We start from the raw sequence: 26,065 nt of genomic DNA, 5'->3' as shown, positions 1-26,065 counted from the left end.
GACGGAGAGGAGCAATCCTCTCCTGCTTTTTGACGTTAACTATTATTCAAGGGGGATTTTACACATGGCTACAATTCAAGGCGAAAACATCACGGTAACAAACGGGACATTGCACGTACCTAACGCTCCAATCATTCCTTTCATCATCGGTGATGGCACTGGACCTGATATCTGGAATGCCGCAGTTCGCGTATTTGACGCTGCAGTCGAAAAAGCATACAACGGCGAAAAGAAAATTGAATGGAAAGAAGTCTATGCAGGCGAAAAAGCATTCAATAAAACAGGTAGCTGGCTTCCTGAAGAAACGCTTGACCTAATTCGCGAGCACATCATCGCAATCAAAGGACCACTCACGACTCCAGTCGGTGGTGGAATTCGTTCACTGAACGTTGCCCTTCGTCAAGAACTCGACTTGTACACATGTCTCCGTCCGGTACGTTATTTCACTGGTGTTCCGTCACCTGTTAAACGTCCTGAAGATACTGATATGGTCATCTTCCGTGAAAACACAGAAGACATCTACGCAGGAATCGAATATGCAGAAGGTAGCGAAGGTGCACAAAAATTACTTAACTTCCTCCAAACAGAAATGGGTGTCAACAAAATTCGCTTCCCAGAAACATCGGGTCTCGGAATTAAACCGATTTCAAAAGAAGGTACAGAACGCCTCGTCCGTGCTGCAATCGAATATGCACTCGAAAACAAACGTGCTTCATTGACGCTCGTTCATAAAGGAAACATCATGAAGTTCACAGAAGGTGCTTTCAAAAACTGGGGATACGAGCTTGCTGAGCGTGAATACGCAGAGCATGTCTTCACATGGAACCAGTATGACCGCATCAAAGAAGAAGAAGGTGCTGACGCAGCAAACAAAGCGCAATCTGAAGCTGAAGCTGCTGGCAAATTGATCGTCAAAGATTCAATTGCAGATATCTTCTTACAACAAATTCTTACGCGTCCAAAAGAGTTTGATGTCGTTGCGACAATGAACTTAAACGGAGACTACATTTCAGATGCACTTGCAGCACAAGTCGGTGGAATCGGAATTGCTCCTGGAGCAAACATCAACTACATCACAGGACATGCAATCTTCGAAGCAACGCACGGTACTGCACCGAAGTATGCTGGTCTTGATAAAGTAAACCCATCTTCTGTCATTCTTTCAGGAGAAATGATGTTCCGTCACCTTGGCTGGAACGAAGCGGCTGATTTAATCATCAAGTCGATGGAAACATCAATCGAAGAAAAAGTGGTCACATATGACTTCGCACGTCTCATGGATGGCGCGACAGAAGTGAAATGTTCTGAATTCGCGGATGAACTCATCAAAAACATGTAATCTCGGATTAGAGGGGGTATGGGAAGATGAATAAGCGGAAGAAAATTTCAGTCATCGGTAGTGGATTTACGGGAGCGACGACAGCACTTTATCTTGCTCAAAAAGAGCTTGGAGATATCGTACTCGTCGATATGCCGCAACTGGAAAATCCGACAAAAGGCAAAGCACTTGATTTACAGGAAACGGCTCCGATTCAAGGATTTGATTCATGGATTCAAGGAACGTCTGACTACAAGGACATCAGTGACTCAGATATCGTCGTCATTACGGCAGGTATCGCCCGGAAACCCGGGATGAGTCGGGAAGACTTAGTCAGCACGAATGCAACTGTCATGAAATCGGTGACAAAAGAAATTGTTCAGTATGCACCGGAATCGATCATCATCGTCTTGACGAATCCGGTTGATGCGATGACCTATACGGTCTTTCAGGAGTCAGGATTTCCGAAAGAACGGGTCATCGGTCAATCGGGCGTGCTTGATACGGCACGGTTCCGGACGTTCATCGCCATGGAGTTGAATGTTTCCGTCAAGGACGTCTCAGGATTTGTTCTCGGCGGACACGGAGACGACATGGTACCGTTACTTCGCTATTCACAAGCAGGTGGTATTCCGGTCGAGAAACTTATTTCTGCCGACCGCCTCGCGGCAATCGTTGAACGGACACGTAAAGGTGGCGGAGAAATCGTTCAGTTACTTGGTAACGGTTCTGCCTACTATGCGCCAGCAGCAGCCATCGTCGAGATGGTAGAGGCAATCCTAAAAGATCAGCGACGGATTTTACCGGCCATCGCGTATCTTGAAGGGGAGTATGGCTATCACAATCTATACTTTGGGGTTCCGACGATTATCGGTGGGAATGGTCTCGAACAGATTATCGAGCTTGAGTTGACAGAAGACGAACAAAAATCGCTTGACCGTTCGGCGGAGACCGTTCGATCTGTCCTGACGATTTTATGAATGTGAAATTACAACACCACGCCTTTCTAGACAGTCTTGACTGTTTCGGGAAGGCGTGGTGTTTGCGTTAAAAGGAATGTAGCTGCTTAGTAGGAACGTAAAATTTTGAACGGAGGATGTCATATCGTTCCTCAATCAGAATAATTTCAGACTTTATAAATCGTTCGCATATATTGAGTATATGTACAATCAGGCATTAGAAATTTTAAGGAACATATCAAATTAATACAAGGAATGTGTATTAATATTTTTTTAGTAGGGTATAAATGGAAGGTACGTTCATTGCATATTATTTCTCAGTAAAGGGAGGAAACAACATGCGGGCTGTAACCTATCAAGGGGCAAAGAATATTGAAGTAAAAAATGTAGCAGATCCATCGATTGAAAAGAATGATGACATTATTGTTAAAATTACATCGACAGCAATATGCGGTTCAGATTTACACATTTACCAAGGAACGATGCCGGCAAAAAAAGACTATGTCATCGGTCATGAGCCAATGGGAATTGTTGAAGAAATAGGTCCTGAAGTAACAAAGGTAAAACGAGGAGACAGAGTCGTCTTACCATTTAACGTTGCTTGTGGTCATTGTTTCTTTTGCGAGCATGATATGGAAAGTCAATGTGATAATTCGAATGGGAATCCTCACGTTGATACAGGTGGATACTTTGGATTTACGGAAACGTTTGGTGACCATCCCGGTGGTCAGGCGGAATATTTAAAAGTGCCTTACGGAAACTTCATGCCACTCGTTATTCCTGAATCATGTGAGTTAGAAGATGAGGCTCTACTCTTTTTATCCGATGTTATTCCAACTGCATATTGGAGTGTTGTGAATAGTGGAGTGAAAAAAGGTGATACCGTCGTAATTCTCGGATCCGGTCCGGTCGGATTAATGACTCAAAAATTTGCGTGGTTGCAGGGTGCGAAGCGAGTGATCGCTGTTGATCAACAAGTGTATCGCTTAAATCATGCGAAGATGACAAACCATGTCGAGACTGTAAATCTACAAGATCATCAAGAAACTGGACAGTATATAAAAGAGTTGACGCAAGGTGGAGCAGATGTTGTCATTGATTGTGTTGGACTGGATGGAAAAATGTCTTCGCTTGAAAAGGTTGAACAAAAAATTGGATTGCAGGGCGGAACGTTGAGTGCCATCAATATTGCAAAAGATGCAGTTCGTAAGTTCGGAACCGTTCAATTAACAGGTGTGTATGCAGAAAAATACAATCAGTTCCCGCTTGGCGATTTTTTCACGCGAAATATTACGTTGAAGATGGGACAGGCACCGGTTGTCCATTTGATGCCGGGGTTATTTCAAAAAATTATTAATCGGGAGTTCGACCCGACTGATATTATTACACACAAGGTTGGTATAGAAGACGCCGCACAAGCTTATAAAACTTTTAATAATCACGAAGACGGTTGCATTAAGGTGATACTAAAACCATAAGTACCCATTTTGATGGGCATTTCCAACAATCATTTTTTTGTGAGAGATATCCTCGCTTTTAGTCAGCTATTTAGGTTATAGAAAATTTGTTACGAAGATGGAGAATTTTCTATGGAAGATTGTCTTGCCGCTTTATCTAAAAACTGAGCACTCCTTCAGAAAGAAGGAGTGCTCAGTTTTTATTTTAATGTTGAGTTTGGTATTCAATTTTTGAAGAATTCTCCAACATTCCTGTACTTTGAATTAAAAGAAAAGGACGGGCCATAGGAAACCGACTGCTAAACCAAGCAACATGCCGACGAATACTTGGAATTCCGTGTGTCCGACTAATTCGTTTAATAGTGGTGTGTCATGACGGATTCCCTTGAAGTAGTCATTCAGTAATTTTGCCTGTAACCCAACAGCCTGCCTGACGCCTGTCGCGTCATACATGATGATGACTGCAAAGATGGTCGCGAGAGCGAACAGCGACGAACCGAAGCCTTCTTGGAAGCCGATGACGACGGCGAGAGCGACGACGGTCGAACTATGTGAACTTGGCATGCCGCCTGACGCGAACATGATTTCAAGATCAAAAGTTTTATTCTTGATGACACCTGTGACGAGTTTTGCGGCTTGTGCGATAAACCATGCGGTAAATGCAGCGAGTAAAGGGCTGTTCCATTCCATGTCTATTCCTCCAGATTCATTGACGATACAGTATTGTTTCCCGAATTGATGGGCTTTTACACGGAAATCTGACTTTCGACGTAGCTTGACCTTAAAGATTGTGTAAAGAAAGGTAAGAAAGATTTGTGATTCAGTAGGAAAAGTCGTTAAGATGAAGACAGAAGAAGTGGATTCCAATGAATTCCGCATTCGAAGATGAGATTTGCCGAGGAGGCCGACTGTTTTGAAAGATAAAATAATTGTTGTTGATGACGAACTCTCGATCGCTACACTTTTGAAATTCAATCTAGAACAAGCTGGCTTTATTGTAGAGACTGCCCACGACGGCATGTCCGGTTTAAAATTAGCGGAAAAGCAAGATGCCGCATTGATTGTACTCGATTTAATGCTACCGGAACTGGATGGACTTGAAGTCTGTAAACGACTTCGCCAACAAAAAATCAACACGCCAATCTTGATGTTGACGGCAAAAGATGACGAATTTGATAAAGTGCTGGGACTTGAGCTCGGAGCAGACGATTATTTGACGAAACCGTTTAGTCCGCGCGAAGTCGTAGCCCGTGTCAAGGCGATTCTTCGCCGAATGAATCAGCAAGTCGCGACGGAAGAAACGACGGATGGGACGATTTTAATCGGGGACGTCAAAATCGTTCCGGATAACTATGAAGCGTTCAAAGCAGAGGAACGCCTAGAGCTCACACCAAAAGAGTTCGAGTTGCTCGTTTACCTCGCTAAAAATAAAGGTCGGGTTTTGACACGTGATCAACTCCTATCTGCGATTTGGAACTATGATTTCGTCGGAGATACGCGAATTGTCGATGTGCATATCAGTCACGTACGTGAAAAGATTGAACCGAATACGAAAAAACCGATCTATATTAAAACAATCCGTGGGCTCGGATATAAGATGGAGGAGCCGAAAGTGGAATGAGCAAATACCGAAAACGATTCATACTAAAAATGTTGTCCTTCATCAGTCTTGTGCTGATTGCGCTTGGTTTTTTGTTAGGACAATCGTTTAAAGAGTTTTATGTGAATAACGAAAAAGAAAAGTTGATGGATGAAACATCACTCGTTGAAACGATTTTACAAGGTCGATCGTTAGAAGAGATGGCTGCGTATGTCGACCAATTGTACGCAGAATCGCATTTCGATATGATTTTATTTAACTCACGGGGAGAAATCATTGCCGGGACACCCGTTGATGTTACGAAATTAAATGTGCGGGCGATCAATTTCTCAGCGATTCCGATGGATGGGACGTTCGAATCGAAGACCGATGATACGAGTCTCCAGTTCACGAAACCTGTCCAGACAGCTAGTGGAAATGAAGTGTACCTCAGCTTGATTCGTTATACGAAAGACTTAGATGTCATCTACTCACGCATTTGGACGGTGATCGTTCTTTCGCTCATCGTGTCTTTGTTTATGATTTTCTTTACCGTCTACAGCTCGACGAAACGGTTCTTACGTCCTGTAGCGGAAGCGACGGAAGTTTTGCGTGAACTATCGCACGGAAACTATAAATCCCGTGTCTATGAGTTAAATTCACCAGATGAATCAAGGGACTTAGGGAAGTCGATCAATTTACTCGCACGTAATTTAGAAAATGCTTCGTCCGGTGAAGCGATGCAACGCGCGCGACTTGAGTCGTTGATTGAATACATGGGTGCCGGTCTGATGTTGATTGATGAAAAAGGCTACGTTCTCCTCGTCAATCGGACGTATCGGGAAATGTTCAACATTCATGGTAAATCAAATGGTCAACTGTATTATCGTGTGTTGCCAAATGAGAAAATGAGTCAAGTCATTGAAGATGTTTACTTGACGGAAAAACCGAACCGGAAACAATCGAGTGTCCGCTTTGGAATCAATAGTCGGACGTTCATGGTCAGTGCGGCACCAATCTTCGGTAAGAATGGCCGTGTCCAAGGTACGACCGTCGTTTTCAATGACATCACGGAAATCAAGAAGCTGGAGCAGATGCGGAAAGACTTCGTCGCAAATGTTAGTCACGAGTTAAAGACACCATTAACGTCGATTAAAGGATTTGCGGAAACCTTGCTTGACGGTGCGCAAGACGTACCGGAAATCCGCGAACAATTTTTGAATATCATTCACGATGAGTCTGAGCGGATGCAGACATTAGTAGAGGACTTGTTGGAGTTATCGCGTCTTGAACAAGATAACTATCAACTTGAGACGACGATTGTCGATGTGACGAGTCTGATTAACGAGACAGAGGCGTTGCTGCATCATAAGGCGCAAGAAAAAGAGATGACGATCCATATCGAGACGGAAGAGGAAGTCTTCATCCGGGCAGACTTGAATCGGTTGAAACAAGTCGTCGTCAACCTAGTTGCCAATGCTTTGAATTATACGCCGAATGGTGGGAATGTCTGGGTCAGCCTAGAAGACGGGGAAGAGATGGTCACGCTCCAAATCAAGGATGACGGGATCGGAATACATCCGAAAGAAACGCAACGGATTTTCGAACGTTTCTATCGGATTGACAAAGCGAGAAGTCGTAATTCAGGTGGGACAGGGTTAGGTCTTGCCATCGTCAAACACATCATCGATTTGCATCATGGAACGATTGATGTCGAGTCGGAGGAGCAACAAGGAACGACCTTTACGATACGTTTACCGAAAAAAGGCTGAACTTCACCGTGAGTTCATATTCTCTTTACAGAGCGATTGTATGCTAAAGATACCTTCTTCATCATCTGTGGAACGACTGGTTCAGCTCCCATGTCGTACACCACAAGGCGATTGGCTTCACAGCCAATCGTCTTTTTTTATGGCGTTTTTAGCGAACAAATGTGTGTAGAGTGATACAATAAGAACAGAAATTCTTCCAAAGGAGCGGAGACGATGGAAAACAAACTTTTATTGATTGACGGAAACTCACTAACGTATCGTGCCTTTTTTGCTTTGCCGCCGATGACGGACGCACAAGGACGTAACACGAACGCCGCTTACGGCTTTACGATGATGTTACTTAAATTACTTGAAGAGGAGCAACCGACGCATATGTTAGTCGCGTTTGATGCTTCGAGCGAAACGTTCCGCCACGATGTGTACCAAGAATACAAGGGAAGTCGGGAAAAGACGCCGTCTGAACTACGGGAGCAGTTCCCGATTGTACGTGATATCTGTGAAGCGCTCGGTATTCAAATGATGGAGCTTCATCGTTATGAAGCAGATGATTTGATTGGAACCCTAGCGCGGACGATGCTGGCAGACCGGACACGGATCGTCACGGGTGATAAAGATTTACTTCAACTCGTCACCGATCAAGTCGAGGTATTGATCACGAAGCGCGGTATCACGGACGTTCAGTGTATGACGGAAGACTTGTTTGCCGAGACGTACGGTGGACTGAAGCCGATTCAAATGATTGATTTAAAAGGGCTGATGGGTGATAAATCGGATAACATTCCCGGAATTCCTGGCATCGGCGAAAAAACAGCGATTAAATTAATTTCTGCGTATGGTTCAGTTGAAGGACTGTATGAGCATGTCGAAGACTTAAAAGGAAAACAAAAAGAGAAGGTCATCGCGAACGAAGACCTTGCCCGGTTGTCGAAAGAACTTGCGACAATCAAACTCGATGTCCCGCTTGACGTCACATTACCGGATTTACAAATCAGTGATGTCGATACACAAGTACCGTATTCGTTATTCCAATCGCTCGGGTTTAAATCGTTAACGAATCGTTTTGCTCCTGTCATCAAGGAAGAGGACAAGGAACAATTGAACGTCGAGACGATTACGACACTTCCTTCAGACGTGCAGGATGCTGTCCTCGTCGTCGAGCAGTTGCGCGAAGACTATATGGAAGAAGACATCATCGGTTTTAGTATCGCGACACCGAATCAAATTTATGTCGCTTCTCGTGAATTGGTCGAGGATCCTGCTTTTCGCGAATGGATCGAGTCGGACCATCAAAAAATCTGTCTCGATGCGAAACAAGCTGCCTTCGCGTTGCGGAAACATGGTTTAAAACTGCAAGCCTTCGATGACTTGTTACTCGCTGGCTACTTATTGAACTTGAGTGGCGGTACGACACTTGCGTCGATTGCCGGTCATTATGCGATGATGGCGCCGAGTGAAGAAGCAGTCCTTGGAAAAGGCGCAAAGCGTAGCGTGCCGACAGACGAACTGTTGCATCCTTATTTGGCAGAAAAAGCACGGATGATTGAGCGATTGTTCCCGAAAGTACAAGAAGAACTCAAAGCAAACCAACAATTCGACTTGTATGAAACGCTCGAACGTCCTTTGTCAGGTGTGCTTGCTGAAATGGAGTGGACCGGCATCCGTGTTGATGTCGCGACATTACAAGAGATGCAACATGATCTTGCCGGACGCTTAACGGATCTTGAGGAATTGATTTATGGTCAAGCGGGTGAAGCGTTCAATATCAACTCACCGAAACAACTTGGCGTCATCCTGTTCGAAAAACTCGAGCTTCCTGCCTTTAAGAAAACGAAGACGGGTTATTCGACGGCAGCAGACGTCTTAGAGAAGTTAAGACCACTCCATCCGGTCATCGATCACATCATGCTATATCGTGAACTGCAAAAACTCCAATCGACGTACGTCGAAGGGTTACAAAAAGTCATCAAAGAAGATGGGAAAATCCATACACGGTTCGCGCAGACGATCGCCCAAACGGGACGACTCAGCTCCGTTAACCCGAACCTGCAAAATATTCCTGTCCGGATTGAAGAGGGACGTAAGATTCGTAAAGCGTTTGTTCCGAGTCAAGCCGGATGGTCACTGTACGCTGCCGACTACTCACAAATTGAGTTGCGTGTCATGGCGCATATGTCGGAAGATAAAACGCTGGTCGATGCATTCTTACACGACGCTGACATTCATACGCAAACAGCGAGTAGTGTTTTTTCGGTCGATCCGGGTGATGTGACAGGAAACATGCGTCGCCAAGCGAAGGCTGTCAACTTCGGAATCATTTACGGTATCAGTGATTACGGACTCTCACAAAATTTGAACATCAGTCGGAAAGAAGCACAAGACTTCATCGATCGTTATTTTGAGCTGTTCCCGCAAATCAAGTTATTCATGGATGCTGCAATCGAAAAAGCACGCGCGAACGGATTCGTCGAGACATTGATGAACCGGCGGCGTAATATCCCGGACATCAATTCGAAGAACTTTAACTTACGTGGTTTTGCAGAACGGACGGCAATCAATACACCGATTCAAGGATCGGCGGCAGATATCATCAAAAAAGCGATGCTCGATGTCCATGCTGCGCTTGAAACGTCACCACTCAAGGCGCGTTTATTGCTTCAAGTACATGATGAATTGATATTTGAAGCACCAGACGAAGAACTGGACGCTTTAAAAGCACTCGTCAAACAAGCGATGGAGCAGACGGTCGAATTGTCAGTGCCGTTACGCGTTGACGGGGATGCGGGGCATTCATGGTACGAAACGAAATAATCTGTTAGAGGAGGAGCTAGTTTGCCTGAATTACCTGAAGTCGAGACCGTCAGACGTAGTCTGGAGCGGACGGTCTCTGGAAAAACGATTTCTTCTGTGAAGGTCTTCCATCCGAAGATGATTCGGGGAATGGAAGTCGCACCGTTTGTCGACGCTTTGAAGCAAGAGCGGATCGAACGGGTCGAACGGCGCGGGAAATTTCTTTTATTTGCATTTGAACAATTTTATCTCGTCAGTCATTTACGAATGGAAGGGAAGTATTTTCCGTATCCCCAAGCGATTGAAAAAGATAAGCATACTCATGTCATCTTCCGATTCACAGACGGCTCAGAGTTGCATTATAACGACGTCCGAAAGTTCGGGACGATGGAGTTGCGGGAAAAAGCGACCGTGATGCAGGTCCCACCACTTGCCCAACTCGAGCGGGAACCGTTTGATCCGACGTTCACGGCGGAAGTCTTAGCCGAAAATCTAATTCGCAAAAAACGCAGCCCGATCAAGACAGCATTGCTCGATCAATCGATCTTTTTAGGACTTGGGAACATCTATGTCGATGAGACGTTGTTCGCGGCACGGGTTCATCCGTTAACGAAAGCAGGGGCCTTGACGCTTGACGATATTTCGCGGATTCACGTCGCAGGTGTCGATGTCTTACAAAAAGCCGTCGAAAGTGGCGGCAGTACGATTCGGAGTTATGTCTCGCCATCCGGAAAAGGGGAGTTTCAACTGCAACTTGCTGTGTATGGTCAAACAGGTGTTCCGTGTCCGCGTTGCGGGACAGCGATTGAAAAAATCAAGGTTGGTGGACGTGGGACACACTTCTGTCCGAACTGTCAGCAGGTCGCGTTATGAGAATCGGTTTGACGGGAGGAATCGCGACGGGAAAGAGTACCGTCGCGACGTATCTACAAACGAATGGGATTCCGGTCATCGATGCTGATTTGATCGCGCGGGAAGTCATGGAACCGGATGGACTGGCTTATCAAGATGTGAAAGCTGCCTTTCCGGAAGCATTTGAAGAGGGGATATTAATCCGAGCCAAGCTTGGTGAAATTATTTTTCACGATAGTGAAAAACGGAATTTACTGAATGAGTTGATGCATCCGAAGATTCGACAACAGATGCTCGCCCGGGCAGACGAATTGGAACAGCAAGAAGAATCTTTAGTTGTTTTTGATATCCCGCTTTTATTAGAAGGAGATTGGAAACAGCTTGTCGATCAAGTCGTGGTCGTCTATTGTAACGCTTCTCTACAATTGGATCGCTTGATGGAACGCAATCAAATGTCACGGGAGGAAGCGCAATCACGTGTGCAATCTCAACTCGATATTGAACAGAAACGTCTCCTCGCCGACTATGTGTTGGTCAACGAAGGAACGATCGAAGCGTTATACCGACAAATCGATCAGTGGTTAAAAACGTTACCTGTCACACGTTGAGGTTTGGAGCGGAAACGAAATTAAAGAAGCAGAAGTATCGTTTTGGGAGAAGTTCATGACTTCTCTCAACTTTTTTTTGTTTACATAATGAAATCGCTTACATTTCATGATATAGTTCTATCTGTAAACGGAGCATTATCCGTCACATTGAAGGGGGATCCGCACATGGGAGTCAAGGTGGCAGTTAACGGGTTTGGGCGTATTGGTCGAATGGTGTTCCGTCGATTAATCGCTGAGGGGAAAAGTCAGGTCGTCGCAATTAATGCAAGTTATCCACCGGAAACACTCGCGCACTTAATTAAGTACGATACGGTCCATGGGAAGTTTGAATACCCGGTCGAGATTGTCGAGGGTGGTTTGATGATTAATGAACAACTCGTGAAAATCGTCAGCGAACGCAATCCTGAGTTATTACCGTGGGGGGAACTTGAGATTGATGTCGTCGTCGAAGCAACAGGAAAGTTCAATTCAAAAGACGGCGCAAGTAAACATGTGTTGGCGGGAGCAAAAAAAGTCGTCATCACGGCACCGGCGAAAGGGGACATTCGGACAATCGTAATGGGGGTCAACGATGCGATGTACGATCATGAGAACGATCATGTCGTCTCGAATGCATCCTGTACGACGAATTGTCTTGCGCCTGTCGTTCAAGTCATCGATCGGGCATTCGGAATCGAGACGGGACTCGTCACGACGATTCATGCTTTTACGAATGATCAAAATAATATTGATAATCCACATAAGGATTTACGTCGGGCACGAGCTTGTGGATCATCGATTATTCCGACATCCACTGGTGCGGCACGTGCCATTTCGCTCGTTTTACCGCATCTCGAAGGGAAGTTGAACGGGCTTGCGCTCCGTGTTCCGACACCGAACGTGTCGCTCGTTGACCTCGTCGTCGAAGTGAGTCGGGATACGACAGTCGCAGAAGTAAACGAAGCGTTCGTGAAAGCAGCGGACGGTGCGTTAGACGGGATTCTGGGGTTGACGATGGAACCGCTCGTTTCGATTGATTTTAACGGTGAAGTCCGTTCGACGGTCGTCGATGGCCTATCGACGATGGTCATGGGTGGACGCCAAGTGAAGGTGCTTGCTTGGTACGACAATGAATGGGGATATTCATGTCGTGTCGTCGATCTCGTTCAGATGATTGGAGCACATATTGAGGCGACAACGGTTGAAAAGGAATTAGAATTAAAATAATTTATACTTTTGAAACCGCTCTATACCAACAGATAGAGCGTTTTTTTAATAAATAGACGCTGAAATTTAAAATTTATCCTTGTGTATCTTTTTGATACTCGCTATAATTCAAATCGTGAACTTCAATCGGTCTGGCAATCGCAGCTTAAAGGGTTAGGACCTCTCTGGACTAACTTTCCCCCGTGGGTGCGAACGACTCAGGCGCAAAGTAAGTGATCATGACTATACTTTGAAGACCATTGAATGTAGGGGGGATCCACTAATGGATACTATGGGAAGACACATTATTGCAGAACTTTGGGATTGTAATCCTGAAAAATTAAACGACATGGAGTTTGTCGAACGACTCTTCGTTGACGCAGCACTTCAAGCAGGTGCAGAGGTACGCGAAGTCGCATTCCATAAGTTTGCTCCACACGGAGTAAGCGGCGTCGTCATCATTTCTGAATCGCATTTGACGATTCATAGCTTCCCAGAACACGGATATGCATCAGTTGATGTCTTTACGTGTGGGGATCGCATCGATCCAGCAATCGCAGCGAATTATATCGCTGACGCATTAGATGCAAAAATCCGTGAAAATGTCGAAATTCCGCGTGGCATGGGACCAGTTAAAGTTCCGGCAGCTACGATTCAGCACGTTAACTGACAAAAACACGAACTACCAGCCCTCGTCTTTATGGCGAGGGCTTTTTAATATGTCTGACGTCTGTTATTCTTAATAGTAGAAGAAAACAGAAAAGGTGATGGCGGATGGGATTTAAAGAACGTTTGCAAAAACAACTTGAAACGTCTGATACGCATAAAAACGAAAAATTACGAACGCACTATTATGCTGCGACTCCCGAGATGTTGTTTACAGGTCTTGAGACTGTCGTGGCGAAGCAACACGGAACCGTTAAACGAATTGATGTTGAACGAGGAGAATTATCTTTTCAAGGAACTGGGTTAGATGGACTAGCGACAGTCATCATGGTCGGTTCTGGTAGAACAGCTGTTGATCTATTTTTGCATCGCGAAGGATTACTTGGTCCGGACCTCGAGCAATGGATTGAAACAATCTATCGAGAATTAGATGCGACATACCGATTGAAAATGATTGGAACAAAAGAATTTACGTGAACGGAGGTGCGGCATGCGTTGTCCAGCCTGTAATTATAACGGGACGAAGGTTCTCGATTCGAGACCTGTGCAAGATTTTGGCTCGATTCGGCGCCGTCGTGAATGTGAATCATGTGGTTATCGTTTTACAACATTCGAGATGATTGAACAAACACCACTCATCATTGTGAAAAAGGATGGGACCCGTGACGAATTCAATCGTGATAAAATTTTACGTGGACTCGTCCGTGCATGTGAAAAACGTCCGATTTCAATTGAGCAACTCGAAACGGTCGTCAGTCGTGTCGAAAAAGCCTTGCGGGCAACGGCACAACATGAAATTCCGAGTGAACAGGTCGGCCGGCTCGTCTTGAATGAACTCGCTTCTGTTGATGAAGTGGCTTACGTCCGTTTTGCGAGTGTCTATAAACAATTCAAAGACATCAATGTCTTTTTCCAAGAGTTATCTGAACTAATGGAACGCCATCAAGAAAATGAACGTGAAAATTTAACGTAATCGAGGAGAGGTCGTCTGTAGGTCAGAACGCACCTCTCTTTTTCTCACGAAAGAAGGGACGAAACAGATGTTGGAACGTGATGTATCGGGAACGGACTTATGTTTAATCATGAGTAATGGTGTCGTCGATCGTGAAGCTTATCAATCCCTCTATTATTTGTATCAGCCGATCATCGGTGTAAAAGCACTTGGTCTGTACCAAACATTTTGGAGTGAGATGATTCCTGGTAAAACGAAATCACAATATATCTCACATGCAGAACTAGGAACATTGTTAGGCTTTTCTGTTGATGAATTTAAAGAGGAGCTTTTTAAGCTCGAAGGAATTGGATTGATTCGAACATTTGAGGCGAAACAAGCTGCCTATCGTTATGTTTATCAAATTCGCGTCCCGTTAGCACCGAATACGTTCTTGAATGATGGTGTCTTATCAAGCCTACTGTTTTATCGTGTCGGAGAAATCCGCTTTCGAGCACTTCAAAATCGTTTTCGGACGGAGCAGCTACCGAAAAATGTCGTTGACCGGACGGTTCGTTTTGATCAAGTGTTTGATGTCAAAGCAGGACTTGCTTCTGCCCATCAACCAAAATCGTATGCGAAACAAGAACGTGCCGCCTATGAATTTGATTATTCATTCGACTTAGAAGAAATGAAGCGACAGACCGATCGTTTTCTCCCGAGAAGCTTTTATACGAAATCGATTGACCAATTGTTGCTGAAGCTAGCTTACGTCACACAGTCGAATGAAACCTTGATGGCGGAACTGTTGAATGCCCGCTTCCGGCATGAAGCGTACCTACCAATGACGGACAGTGAGAAGCAAGAGCGCTGTAAACAGATGATGTTATCGGCGAAACAAAAGCTCAGTCGTGATAAAAAAGCGAAGGTCGCTGTCCTCGAAGAAGTCGAAGTCGGTGATTTAAGTGAAAGTGAGACGATGGAAGGGACTCATCCGAAGCACTATGTCGCGAAGTTACGTAAGGTGAAGTCACTTTCTGAACGAGATGAAGAATTGATTCAGCAATTGATCATCGATTATGAAATGTCGTCGGGAATCGTCAATGCTGCCTATTATTACGCACTTGTCATGAAAAAGGACAATCGCTTCAGTAAAAACTTTTTGCTGTCGATTGTCGACGATTGGAAACAGAAAGGTTACGCGACAGCAGCAGAAGCATTAGCGAAAACAAAAGATCAAGACGAATTAATCGCAAAGAAACAGGATCAAAAGCAAGAACGGTCACGCCAAACGGTTGGCGGCAGAAGAGGGCGTCCGAGTTCGACTGGACCGAATCCGAAATGGCTACAAGAAGAAAAAGAGAAACAACAAAAATATGAAGCGACTAAAAAAGCGAGTTTTGAATCCGAAGTACCGGATGATGCAGAGATGGAACGGATTCTGCGTGAACTAAAGGGGAAGTAAAGGAGTAGTGAGATGGAACATATCCAATCATCGATTGAAAAAATCTTGAATCGTCCAGGTGTCGCGGCATCCGTGCGCGCCATTCATGAGCGAGTCCTATCGCATCCAGGTGTCATCGTCTTTTTAAGGACACATCCTGAAATTGATCAACGGACGATTGAGCGAGGGATGTTAAAGCTCAATGAATATGCCGAGCAGATGGACGGTCATCAAGTGATTGAAAAAAAAGCCGTTATCGAAGGCTATCAGCCCGTGCTGCATTTAGAAAAAGGTCAAATCATGGTCGCTTATGAAAAAACGCAAGCACTCAAAGATCGTGAAAATGAACGGGCGCTCGAGAAAAAATTCAAAAGTTTGTTTTTACCGGATGAAGTACGGGACGCGAACTTCAGTGACTTTGATTTGACGACGACGGATCGAAAACTTGCCTTGCGGGCAGCGTCACAATTTTTGAATACGATTCGTTCGAAAGAGCAGGTCAAAGGACTGTATCTGCACGGGAGTTTCGGTGTCGGGAAAACGTACCTGCTCGCAGCAATCGGGAATGCGCTCAAAAAAGAGCGTGTTGCGACAATTCTTGTCCATGCGCCGGGATTTGTCTCGGAAGCGAAACGCCGAATCCGGTCTGATAGTTTTGATACGTTCCTCGAGAGTTTTCAGACGGTTCCCGTTTTATTGATTGACGACATCGGGGCGGAGTCGATCAGCCCGTGGGTCCGGGACGAACTGTTCGGGATCATCTTGCAGTACCGGATGATGCATCGCTTGCCGACATTGTTCAGTTCGAATTTATCCTATGATGAACTCGAGCTTCATTTCGGGATTACGAATGACCAAGGGGATAAGTTAAAGGCGATGCGATTGATGGAACGCATCCGGACGACGACGAATCCAGTCGAATTTTTAGGTGAAAATCGCCGGCGTTATTAATTTTCCTTGTCAAAGAACTTCATCTTTCGCTATACTTAGTGCACAACCAGTATAGTGAATTGCAAAGATTGAGGATACGAAGGACGAACTGGACCAAACAAGCGAGAGAAGGATGGTGAAAGCTTCTCATGGACTCTACTCGTTTTCTTTACTCCCTCATAGCACAGACGGGGCTAATCCGTTTGCGTCTCACGCCCGTTATCGCGTGTTCGAGCCGGTACATGGAAACATGTTCGGGAACGAGGGTGGTACCACGAGATGAAGACTCGTCCCTTTTTAGAGGGATGGGTCTTTTTTTTATTTAATTTAAGGGGGAAACAGTCATGTCAACTATTGCTCTTACATTTCCAGACGGCGCGGTCAAAGAATTCGCAGCCGGTACAACTGCTGAAGAAGTCGCGGCTTCCATCAGTCCAGGACTCCGTAAAAAGGCATTTGCCGCAAAACTAGACGGTGAAGTCATCGACTACCGACGTCCGATTGAAAAAGACGGTGTCATCGAACTCGTCATGCCCGATTCAGAAGAAGGACTCGATTTGATTCGTCACTCGTCTGCGCACTTGATGGCGCAAGCGATCAAACGTCTTTTCCCGGATGAAACGATTCACCTTGGAATCGGACCGACAATTGAAAACGGCTTTTATTATGACATCGATTTGGAACGTCGTTTGACAGAAGAAGATCTTCCGGTCATCGAAAAGATGATGAATAAAATTGCGGGTGAAAACTTATCGATCGAACGGGAAGTCGTTTCGCGTGATGAAGCTTTAAACATCTATAAGGAACTGAATGACCCGCTTAAAATCGAATTGATTGAGTCGATTCCAGCCGATCAAGATTTGACACTGTATCGCCAAGGCGAGTTCTTCGACTTATGCCGCGGTCCACACGTCCCGGCGACAGCGAAGCTACAAGTCTTCAAATTGATGAGCATCGCAGGTGCTTACTGGCGTGGTGATTCAAAAAATAAAATGCTGCAACGGATTTATGGAACAGCCTGGGCAACAAAAGACCAACTGAAACAACACTTACACTTCTTAGCAGAAGCAAAAGAACGCGATCACCGGAAACTCGGAAAAGAACTTGATTTGTTCTTCACATCGCAAGACGTCGGTCAAGGGTTACCAATGTGGTTACCAAAAGGGGCGGCCATCCGTCGTACTGTCGAACGGTACATCGTCGACAAAGAGCTTGAGCTTGGTTATGAACATGTCTACACACCTGTGCTCGGTTCTGTTGAGTTGTATAAGACGTCAGGTCACTGGGATCACTATCAAGATGACATGTTCCCGAAAATGGAAATGGATAATGAAGAACTTGTCCTTCGTCCGATGAACTGTCCGCACCACATGATGATTTATAAAAATGAGCCACGGTCATACCGTGACTTACCACTCCGTGTCGCAGAACTTGGTGGCATGCACCGCTATGAAATGTCAGGTGCACTGACGGGGCTGCAACGCGTGCGTTACATGGTCCTAAACGACGGGCATACATTCGTCCGTCCGGATCAAATGAAAGATGAGTTTAAAGCCATCGTTCACTTGATTCAAGAAGTCTACGCGGACTTCGGGATTACGGATTATAAATTCCGTCTGTCTTACCGTGACCCGGCAGATAAGGAAAAGTATTTCGACAACGATGCGATTTGGGAAATGGCGCAACGTGAGTTGAAAGAAACGATGGATGAACTCGAACTTGAGTATTTCGAAGCAGAAGGTGAAGCCGCGTTTTATGGTCCAAAACTCGATGTTCAAGTCCGGACAGCACTCGGTAAGGACGAGACACTGTCGACAGTTCAGCTCGACTTCTTGTTACCGGAGCGGTTCGAATTGACGTATAAAGGAAATGACGGACAAGATCATCGTCCGGTCGTCTTGCACCGTGGTGTCGTTTCGACAATGGAACGTTTCGTTGCGTACTTGATCGAAGAATATAAAGGGGCATTCCCGACATGGCTCGCACCGGTCCAAGTCAAATTGATTCCGGTCTCACGGGCACAGGAAGACTATGCACGTGAAATTAAAGCGATGCTTTTGAAAAAAGGGATCCGGATTGAAACGGACTTCCGCGATGAGAAGCTCGGTTACCGCATCCGTGAAGCACAGATGAACAAAATCCCGGTCATGCTTGTACTCGGGGATAAAGAAGTGGAGTCACGGGAAGTCAACATCCGTCGTTATGGCTCGAAAGATTCAAGCAATGCCTCGCTTGAGCAATTCGTTGCTGATTTAGAAGCAGAGATCGCCAACCGTTCGAAGTAATCAATAATAATCTGAATCGGTTAGCACGACACAAGTCAGCTTTCCTGTCCGTCACGGGCACGGGAAAGCTGGCTTTTTCTTGCATCCGGGAGGAATCGCAGCTTACCCCGATGGATTTTGGAGAAATTTTCGAGTCCACCCGTTTTGTATCTACATAGTTTTTGAGAACCGACCGATACATGGATGAGAGGGGTGGAACGGTTGAAGAAATTAATTTTAGTGTGTCTTTGTGCGATGTCGTTTACTTTCATTGCGCCGGACATCGAACGAGTCGAAAGTATGAAAACATACCGGATTACACCTCGGACAGAGCCGATTGATTCTGTTTTACGAAAGTATTCGACGTATAATGAAAAAACTAAACATTATTATACGTTGCGGTCTTATTTAGAAAAAATTGAGGCGGAAGGTGGCGGGACACTGATCTTAGCGAAAGGAACGTATCTGTCGCCGATTCGTGTTGGTGTTCCATCGAATACAACGATTCGTCTAGAAGATGGTGTCATCATTAAAAAGACATTCGATACCGGGACGACGAAAATCGCAGCAACAACAAGTGTCTTCGACCTCATTCCACCATCCGTTTTGCGTCTGAAGACAACGGTCGGAAAATACAACGGTTCGAACCATGTGACGATTGAAGGTCAGGGCAATGCACAAATCGACTTAAGTCATCTCGCTAGAGGCGCAGCCTTTGCGATTGCCCATAACGCGAATCTTTACATCGGTGGACTGACGATTCGTAACCAAAACGGTTCACACGCGATTGAGTTAGATGCAACGAATCATGCTGTGATAGAAAATATGGCATTCATCAATGCGACGATGATTAAAAATACGGGACCCAATGAATCAATTAATTTAGATACACCTGATCCGGTAACACAAGGATTTCGATGGAAGTGGTCTGCGCAGGATCGGACACCGAATCAAAACATTGTGATTCGAAACAATACGTTTAAAAACATAAATGTCGCAGTCGGTACCCACCAATACTCGCAAGACCGTCCACATCAGAATATTCGAATTGAGTACAATACGATTGATGGTACGAAAGATCACGCGATTTCGATGATGAATTGGGAGAAGCCGATCGTTCAAATGAATACAATCCGAAACGTTCATCGAGCAGATGGTAAGGCGATCGCGATTCTCGGACGCGGTGTCGTTGGTGGAATCATCAAAGGTAATAAGATTGAAAATACAGATCGTGCGATCCAAATGCAACCACATCAAAGTAATGGATTTAAACCCGTCTATAATCGATTTACGGATGCTGAAAAGCTGAATCTTCGTAAAAATAAAATCAAAGAAGTCAAAGTAGGGCAAGTCGTACTCTATTCGAAATTGGATGATTTTTCAGTAGAGACATCAGAACGGTTCAATTTTGTCCCGTGAAGCATATAAATTTCGTATTGAAGCGAAACGTGACAAGTGGTTGCTGCAAAAAGAAGAACTGGTCATCCTATGTAAAATTCTTCTGTCAGTAGTGTTTCTATAATTAAAAACAGCCTACTCCCGATTCAGGAGTAGGCTGTTCGTTTATACGGCTTATCATTTTTGCATTTGTTGCAAGAACGGTTTGATGTCGACGTTTAATGCTTCCGATAACTTTTCACCGAGTGACGCATCGGCACGGTAGAAGTTACAGATTGCGAGTAAGACCGTGTTTTCGTGACGTACTTGTTGAAGGTCATTCACAAGGTTATTGAGAAGGGCCATCTGTTCTTCTTCCGTCATACGACGGTAGACTTCACCAGCTTGGCCGAAGTTATTCGTTTTCTCGATTTCGAGACGGCCATGAATGTCATCATGGAGTGGCTGTGTGTCTTCCGTATACTCAGGTGTTTGTTTCGGTTCATCTTGGTAACGGTTTGGTTCGTAGTTGACTGAACTTGTTTGCTGCTTAAACGGCATTGCACCATCACGCTGGTAGTTGTTGACTTGAGCGAACGGGCAGTTGATTGGAAGCTGTTGATAGTTCGGTCCGATCCGGTGACGCTGTGTATCAGAGTAAGAGAATAAACGACCTTGAAGTAATTTATCTTCAGACGGTAACATACCCGGTACAAGGACACCTGGGTTGAAACCGACTGATTCCGTTTCAGCAAAGTAGTTGTCGACGTTTTTGTTTAATGTCATTGTTCCGACGTGTTGGAATGGGATGACATCTTCGAACCAGTCTTTTGTAGCGTCAAGTGGGTCGAAGTCGAAGTTTTCGACATCAGCAGGGTCGAGTACTTGAACGAAGAGGTCCCATTCTGGGAAATCGCCATTTTCGATAGCCTGGAATGTATCGTTAGACGCATGGTTAAAATCTTTTCCTTGAACTTCGGTTGCTTCGTCAGCAGATAAATTATGAACGCCTTCTTTTGGTACCCAACGTAATTTGATGTAGACCGTGTTACCGTGTGCGTTTACCCATTTGAATGAGTGAACAGAAGAACCACGCATTTTACGGTAGCTTGCTGGAATTCCTTCATCTGTGAAGAGGTGCATCAACATATTCGTTGATTCAGGGCGGAGTGTCATGAAATCCCAGTAGCGATCAGGATCTTGGATGTTTGTCCGTGGATCTGGTTTTAATGAATGAACCATATCCGGGAACTTCATTGCATCTCGAATGAAGAAGACCGGTAAGTTGTTACCGACGAAATCCCAGTTTCCTTCTTCCGTATAGAATTTAACAGAGAAGCCGCGTGGGTCACGGAGTGTTTCAGGAGAGTGTGTACCATGAATGACGGTAGAGAAGCGGGCAAAGACAGGGACTTCCGTTCCTTCTTCTTGTAGGAAAGCCGCTTTTGTATATTTTTTCATCGAATTTTTTACTTTAAAGACACCGTGTGCGCCGAAGCCACGTGCGTGTACAACGCGTTCCGGTACGCGCTCACGGTCAAAGTGAGCAATTTTTTCGATTAATTGATAGTCTTCTAATAAAGTAGGTCCGCGACGTCCAGCTGTACGTGAGTTTTGGTTGTCCCCAATCGGCACACCCTGATTCGTCGTTAATTTCTTTTCGTTTTCATTCATTATTTTAACTCCCCCTTATGTAAGATTAAAACAATTATAAAACAATAATCATTCTAAATAAAGAAATAAGCACTATTCAAATAAATAATTTTTAGCACAAGATAAATTTACCCATTCATTTCTAATCAGAAACTTCTTGCTAAACGAACTTAGGATTGCTATTATAATCAAGTATGTGAGCAACGTTCTAATTGAACTGATAAAGCGGCTTGACATCACGGGAAAGTAAGTGCTATGATAGCAAAGTGAAATGACAACAAAGCAGAAGCATCCCGCTTCTCACCATGTACAGGTTGCTGTGCTGGTCCATCATGATGATATGTGATAGTAGAGTGTTCTCTGACTATTGTATTCTTTATGAGTGTGGGCGGGAAAAACTGCCGACGCTTTTTTTATAGCGTTTTATATCATTCATTTTTCGTGCTCTGCACGATGGAGGTGCTAACCATTAGCAAAGATCTGTTAATCAATGAAGGCATCCGCGCTCGAGAAGTTCGTCTTATCGGAGCGGATGGTGCACAACTTGGAGTCCAATCACGCACTGAGGCATTGCGTCTCGCTGAGGAAGCTGACCTTGACCTCGTCATGGTCGCACCACAAGCAACGCCGCCTGTATGTAAAATCATGGACTACGGTAAATACCGTTTCGAGTTGCAAAAGAAGGACAAAGAAACTCGGAAGAATCAGAAAGTGATTCAGATGAAAGAAGTCCGTCTCAGCCCAACAATCGAGGAGAATGACTTCCAAACGAAATTCCGTAATGCGAAGAAATTCTTGGAGAATGGTAACAAAGTGAAAGCGAGTATTCGCTTCCGCGGACGTGCCATCACTCACTCGGAAATCGGTAGACGTGTCCTTGAACGTCTCGCTACGGATTTAAGCGAGTTCGGTGTAGTTGAACAGAGACCGAAGATGGAAGGACGCAGCATGTTCTTAGTGCTTGCTCCAAAGAAAGAAGACTAATCGAATCGAAGTAGGAGGGAATCTCTCATGCCTAAAATGAAATCGCACCGCGGTGCTTCTAAGCGTTTCAAACGTACTGCTTCTGGCAAATTGAAACGTGGTCGTGCTTACACAAGCCACTTATTCGGTAACAAATCAACTAAAGCGAAACGTAAATTACGTAAAGCTAGCATGGTATCATCGGGTGACTTCAAACGCATCCGTCACATGATCGCGAAGTAATTTATTCAATCGTACACAGATTTAGGAGGGAATTTATATGCCACGCGTAAAAGGCGGATATACGACTCGTCAACGTCGTAAAAAACAACTCAAATTAGCTAAGGGCTATTACGGCTCGAAACATACACTCTTCAAGGTAGCGAAACAGCAAGTCATGAAATCTCTCATGTATGCTTACCGTGACCGTCGTCAAAAGAAACGTGACTTCCGTCGCCTCTGGATCACTCGGATCAATGCGGCTGCACGTATCAACGGTCTTTCTTATAGCCGCATGATGCATGGTCTCAAACTTGCGGGTATCGACATCAACCGTAAGATGCTTGCTGACCTCGCAGTTACAGATTCAGCTGCATTTGCTTCACTTGCTGACTCAGCAAAAGCAAAATTGAACGCTTAAGTTCTACAATTCGTCGGGGAATTTAATTCTCCGGCGTTTTTTTTTGAGGAATGCTAAAATAGGTGATAGGCAGAAGTTTATGTCTACGTTTTATTTTTTTGGATAGAAGGAGAATTAAGATGGACTGGTTGACACTTTTTGAGATGCAGGAACAGTTAGATAAACGAATCCAGTCAGAACATAATTTGACCGGGAATCAGTTTGATGAGCGGTTGCTTGCCCTATTAGTAGAGTTAGGCGAACTGGCGAATGAAACACGTTGCTTTAAATTCTGGTCGACAAAGGGACCATCAGCACAAGTTACGATTCTTGAGGAATATGTCGATGGCGTCCATTTCCTCCTATCGCTCGGTCTAGCTCTTGATTATAAGAAAGATCGATTCGTTGAAGGGGATTATTACTTGACTGCGACAGACGCGTTTTTAGATGTTTACAATAAAACAAATGTCTTCGCGATTTCAAGAACAGAACAAAGTTACGATGTTTTAATTGGTGCATACCTAGCATTAGGTGCTACACTTGGTTTTACACAAGAAATGATTTTCAAGGCTTATGTTGCAAAAAACGAGGCGAATCATGTTCGCCAAGACAACGGTTACTGAGGAGGAAATCAGATGAATGAACAATTACATATGTTGAAGCGTCTAACGGACGCAACAGGAGTACCTGGGAACGAGAAAGAAGTGCGCCAACTGATGCGCGAGTATCTAGAACCTCACGCTGAAGCATTCCATCAAGATGGGTTAGGTAGCTTATTCGCGGAACACAAAGGGGCAGAAGATGATGCGCCTCGTATTTTAATTGCCGGTCACATGGATGAAGTTGGATTCATGGTGACGAAGGTGGATGAAAAAGGGTTTCTCCGCTTCCAACCACTCGGTGGTTGGTGGGGACAAGTGCTTCTGGCACAGCGTATGAACATTGTGACATCATCTGGAGAAGTCATTCCAGGCGTAATCGGTGCGAAACCACCTCATGTTTTACCACCGGAAGCGCGCAATAAACCAGTCGATATCAAAGAAATGTTTATTGATATCGGTGCTACTTCAAAAGAAGAGGTCGAAGGTTGGGGAATCCGACCAGGAGATACGGTCGTTCCACATTGCGAATTTACTGTGATGAAAAATGAGAATTTCTTGATGGCAAAAGCTTGGGACAATCGGATTGGCTGCGCGATTGCGATTGAATCCATCAAACGTTTAAAAGAAGAAGGACATCCGAACACGATTTTTGCAGGAGCAACGGTGCAAGAAGAAGTTGGGCTTCGTGGCGCGCAAACGGCTGCGAACTTGATTCATCCATCGATTGCATTTGCTGTTGACACAGGAATTCCAGGTGATACACCAGGAATGACGGATCGCGAAGCATTGTCAAAACTTGGAGAAGGTGTTCAAGTCATCATGTTTGATGCGACGATGATCGCACACCGTGGATTAATCGATTTTGTCACAGGTGTCGCAAAAGAAGAAAACATTAAATATCAATTGGACCTAACACCGGGTGGTGGGACGGATGCTGCGAAATTCCATTTATCGAACACAGGAGTTCCTTCGCTCGCACTGACAGTACCAATCCGTTACTTGCATACGAACGTTTCCATTATGCATAAAGCAGATTTCGAAGCAGCAGTCGATTTAATCGTTGCCGTTACGAAACGTTTAGATACGCAAGCGGTCCAAGCGATTTACGAGGGGTAAACCATGAAACATATTTCTTCTACGAAGAATGAGATCGTCAAACAATGGAAAAAGCTTTTAACAAAAAAAGGACGTCTACAAACGAAACGTTTCCTTATTGAAGGGGAACACTTAGTTGAAGAGGCTGTTCGTGCTGGAATCATCAAAGAATTGATTGTCCGTGAGGATGTTCAAGTTCCGGGTTCTTGGAAGAAAAATGCGGCTGACTTAATCACAATTGACGAATCAGTTGCCAAAGTCTTGTCAGAAACAGAAACGACACAAGGGATTTTCGCAGTTTGTGAGATGAAAGAGCAAACAGAGCGCTTAGAGCGTGGCCGTTACCTGTTACTCGATCGTCTGCAAGACCCGGGTAATGTCGGAACGATGATTCGGACAGCCGATGCGGCTGGATTCGATGGTGTCATCATTGGTCACGGGACAGTTGATGTCTATAACAGCAAAGTCCTCCGCGCAACACAAGGTTCGATTTTCCACTTGCCGGTCATCATGATGTCGCTTGATGAAGCGATTCAAGACTTGCATGAATTAGGGGTGTTCGTTCTCGGAACGGCACTACGCAATGCCAATCCGTATACAGAAGTCGAAAATCTTGGTGCAATCGGACTCATCATCGGGAATGAAGCACAAGGTGTTGCACCAGAATTGCTCGACCAATGTGATGGACGTGCTTACATTCCAATTCGCGGAAAAGCCGAATCACTCAATGCAGCCGTTGCAGCAGGAATTTTACTGTATCATTTTGCTCCGGTCGATTGAATCACTGAAGCGTTCATGCTAAAGTGAGTTACAGTAGAACATTTAATTAGACGTTGATGGAACAGAGTAGGTTAGAGAACGATTCGATCAGGGAGAAGAAGCCTTAGACTGCAAGCTTCTTTACGAATCCGCTAGCTGAATTCACTCCGGAGTCGCACGAGAGATCGTGACGGGAAGCGCCCGTTATCGCGCTACTTGAGGACTTGATGGATTCAAGTCGAACA

At 44.9% G+C, this 26,065-nt stretch carries 24 protein-coding genes and 1 other annotated feature (1 of these 25 running past the window's edge); of the genes, 22 read left to right on the top strand and 2 right to left on the bottom strand.

The window, feature by feature from the left end:
• The first annotated feature begins 64 nt into the window (after positions 1-64).
• The 3 genes from icd to KNP88_RS03250 all read left to right on the top strand — a co-directional run bounded on the left by icd (position 65) and on the right by KNP88_RS03250 (position 3,755).
• Positions 65-1,339: an NADP-dependent isocitrate dehydrogenase gene (gene icd, locus KNP88_RS03260; RefSeq protein ID WP_029331142.1), complete on the top strand. Its 1,275-nt coding sequence runs from the start codon at positions 65-67 to the stop codon at positions 1,337-1,339.
• Positions 1,340-1,365: 26 nt separating this feature from the next.
• Positions 1,366-2,298, top strand: a complete 933-nt coding sequence (gene mdh / locus KNP88_RS03255) for a malate dehydrogenase (RefSeq protein ID WP_214892248.1) — start codon at positions 1,366-1,368, stop codon at positions 2,296-2,298.
• 317 nt (positions 2,299-2,615) lie between these two features.
• Positions 2,616-3,755 (top strand): zinc-dependent alcohol dehydrogenase, encoded by a 1,140-nt coding sequence (locus KNP88_RS03250; protein ID WP_214892247.1) that lies wholly within the window; start codon positions 2,616-2,618, stop codon positions 3,753-3,755.
• 243 nt (positions 3,756-3,998) lie between these two features.
• Here KNP88_RS03250 and KNP88_RS03245 read toward each other — a convergent pair whose 3' ends face one another.
• A complete protein-coding gene (locus KNP88_RS03245; protein WP_088837603.1) occupies positions 3,999-4,424 on the bottom strand; it encodes a divergent PAP2 family protein in 426 nt (141 codons plus the stop codon).
• A 223-nt stretch (positions 4,425-4,647) separates the two neighbouring features.
• On the opposite strand from KNP88_RS03245, the gene KNP88_RS03240 reads away from it, so the two are divergent.
• The 13 genes from KNP88_RS03240 (at position 4,648) to KNP88_RS03180 (ending at position 20,171) form a co-directional block, all read left to right on the top strand.
• Entirely contained in the window at positions 4,648-5,355 is a 708-nt protein-coding gene (locus KNP88_RS03240) for a response regulator transcription factor (RefSeq protein ID WP_029331139.1), read from the top strand.
• Positions 5,352-7,085 carry a two-component system histidine kinase PnpS gene (pnpS, locus tag KNP88_RS03235; protein WP_214802068.1) on the top strand — a complete coding sequence of 578 codons (1,734 nt, stop codon included), beginning with the start codon at positions 5,352-5,354 and terminating at the stop codon, positions 7,083-7,085. Before KNP88_RS03240 ends, pnpS begins: the two co-directional genes overlap by 4 nt.
• A 213-nt stretch (positions 7,086-7,298) precedes the next feature.
• Positions 7,299-9,893 carry a DNA polymerase I gene (gene polA, locus KNP88_RS03230; protein WP_214892245.1) on the top strand — a complete coding sequence of 865 codons (2,595 nt, stop codon included), beginning with the start codon at positions 7,299-7,301 and terminating at the stop codon, positions 9,891-9,893.
• Between the two features lie 21 nt (positions 9,894-9,914).
• Positions 9,915-10,745 carry a DNA-formamidopyrimidine glycosylase gene (gene mutM / locus KNP88_RS03225; RefSeq protein WP_214892243.1) on the top strand — a complete coding sequence of 277 codons (831 nt, stop codon included), beginning with the start codon at positions 9,915-9,917 and terminating at the stop codon, positions 10,743-10,745.
• Entirely contained in the window at positions 10,742-11,332 is a 591-nt protein-coding gene (gene coaE, locus KNP88_RS03220; RefSeq protein ID WP_214892241.1) for a dephospho-CoA kinase, read from the top strand. The genes mutM and coaE overlap by 4 nt, the downstream gene beginning before the upstream one ends.
• A gap of 165 nt (positions 11,333-11,497) precedes the next feature.
• Positions 11,498-12,538, top strand: coding sequence for a glyceraldehyde-3-phosphate dehydrogenase (locus KNP88_RS03215; protein WP_214804346.1), 1,041 nt, complete (start codon positions 11,498-11,500; stop codon positions 12,536-12,538).
• A 262-nt stretch (positions 12,539-12,800) separates the two neighbouring features.
• Positions 12,801-13,187: an adenosylmethionine decarboxylase gene (gene speD, locus KNP88_RS03210; protein WP_029331133.1), complete on the top strand. Its 387-nt coding sequence runs from the start codon at positions 12,801-12,803 to the stop codon at positions 13,185-13,187.
• Positions 13,188-13,291: 104 nt separating this feature from the next.
• The gene (locus KNP88_RS03205) at positions 13,292-13,660 is read left to right on the top strand and encodes a hypothetical protein (RefSeq protein WP_214892238.1); all 369 of its coding nucleotides are present in this window, start codon (positions 13,292-13,294) and stop codon (positions 13,658-13,660) included.
• Between the two features lie 13 nt (positions 13,661-13,673).
• Positions 13,674-14,156 carry a transcriptional regulator NrdR gene (gene nrdR / locus KNP88_RS03200; RefSeq protein ID WP_088837596.1) on the top strand — a complete coding sequence of 161 codons (483 nt, stop codon included), beginning with the start codon at positions 13,674-13,676 and terminating at the stop codon, positions 14,154-14,156.
• 67 nt (positions 14,157-14,223) lie between these two features.
• Entirely contained in the window at positions 14,224-15,579 is a 1,356-nt protein-coding gene (locus KNP88_RS03195; RefSeq protein WP_088837595.1) for a replication initiation and membrane attachment family protein, read from the top strand.
• Positions 15,580-15,591: 12 nt separating this feature from the next.
• Positions 15,592-16,509: a primosomal protein DnaI gene (gene dnaI / locus KNP88_RS03190; protein WP_214766556.1), complete on the top strand. Its 918-nt coding sequence runs from the start codon at positions 15,592-15,594 to the stop codon at positions 16,507-16,509.
• A 323-nt stretch (positions 16,510-16,832) separates the two neighbouring features.
• Positions 16,833-18,773, top strand: coding sequence for a threonine--tRNA ligase (thrS, locus tag KNP88_RS03185; RefSeq protein WP_214892236.1), 1,941 nt, complete (start codon positions 16,833-16,835; stop codon positions 18,771-18,773).
• Positions 18,774-18,974: 201 nt separating this feature from the next.
• Positions 18,975-20,171, top strand: coding sequence for a glycoside hydrolase family protein (locus tag KNP88_RS03180; protein WP_251137103.1), 1,197 nt, complete (start codon positions 18,975-18,977; stop codon positions 20,169-20,171).
• Positions 20,172-20,327: 156 nt separating this feature from the next.
• Here the strand turns inward: KNP88_RS03180 and KNP88_RS03175 are convergent, their stop codons facing one another.
• Complete coding sequence (locus tag KNP88_RS03175; RefSeq protein ID WP_159173490.1) at positions 20,328-21,803, bottom strand: catalase; 1,476 nt, start codon at positions 21,801-21,803, stop codon at positions 20,328-20,330.
• Positions 21,804-22,235: 432 nt separating this feature from the next.
• Here KNP88_RS03175 and infC point away from each other — a divergent pair, with 432 nt between their 5' ends.
• The 6 genes from infC to KNP88_RS03145 all read left to right on the top strand — a co-directional run bounded on the left by infC (position 22,236) and on the right by KNP88_RS03145 (position 25,841).
• Positions 22,236-22,766 (top strand): translation initiation factor IF-3, encoded by a 531-nt coding sequence (gene infC / locus KNP88_RS03170; RefSeq protein ID WP_029331126.1) that lies wholly within the window; start codon positions 22,236-22,238, stop codon positions 22,764-22,766.
• A gap of 27 nt (positions 22,767-22,793) precedes the next feature.
• Positions 22,794-22,988 carry a 50S ribosomal protein L35 gene (rpmI, locus tag KNP88_RS03165; protein ID WP_012371058.1) on the top strand — a complete coding sequence of 65 codons (195 nt, stop codon included), beginning with the start codon at positions 22,794-22,796 and terminating at the stop codon, positions 22,986-22,988.
• Positions 22,989-23,025: 37 nt separating this feature from the next.
• Positions 23,026-23,385 carry a 50S ribosomal protein L20 gene (rplT, locus tag KNP88_RS03160; RefSeq protein WP_088837591.1) on the top strand — a complete coding sequence of 120 codons (360 nt, stop codon included), beginning with the start codon at positions 23,026-23,028 and terminating at the stop codon, positions 23,383-23,385.
• A 119-nt stretch (positions 23,386-23,504) separates the two neighbouring features.
• Positions 23,505-23,987, top strand: a complete 483-nt coding sequence (locus KNP88_RS03155; RefSeq protein WP_029331124.1) for a dUTP diphosphatase — start codon at positions 23,505-23,507, stop codon at positions 23,985-23,987.
• A gap of 12 nt (positions 23,988-23,999) precedes the next feature.
• Entirely contained in the window at positions 24,000-25,082 is a 1,083-nt protein-coding gene (locus KNP88_RS03150; RefSeq protein WP_214892234.1) for a M42 family metallopeptidase, read from the top strand.
• A gap of 3 nt (positions 25,083-25,085) precedes the next feature.
• On the top strand, positions 25,086-25,841 hold the full coding sequence (locus KNP88_RS03145; RefSeq protein ID WP_029331122.1) for a TrmH family RNA methyltransferase: 756 nt from the start codon (positions 25,086-25,088) through the stop codon (positions 25,839-25,841).
• A 44-nt stretch (positions 25,842-25,885) separates the two neighbouring features.
• Positions 25,886-26,065: a binding site (T-box leader), on the top strand (it continues 36 nt past the right edge of the window).

This window comes from Exiguobacterium sp. H66, from assembly GCF_018618705.1.
In the GTDB taxonomy this organism is placed as follows: domain Bacteria; phylum Bacillota; class Bacilli; order Exiguobacteriales; family Exiguobacteriaceae; genus Exiguobacterium_A; species Exiguobacterium_A oxidotolerans.
This window is presented reverse-complemented; position numbering and strand designations above follow the sequence as displayed.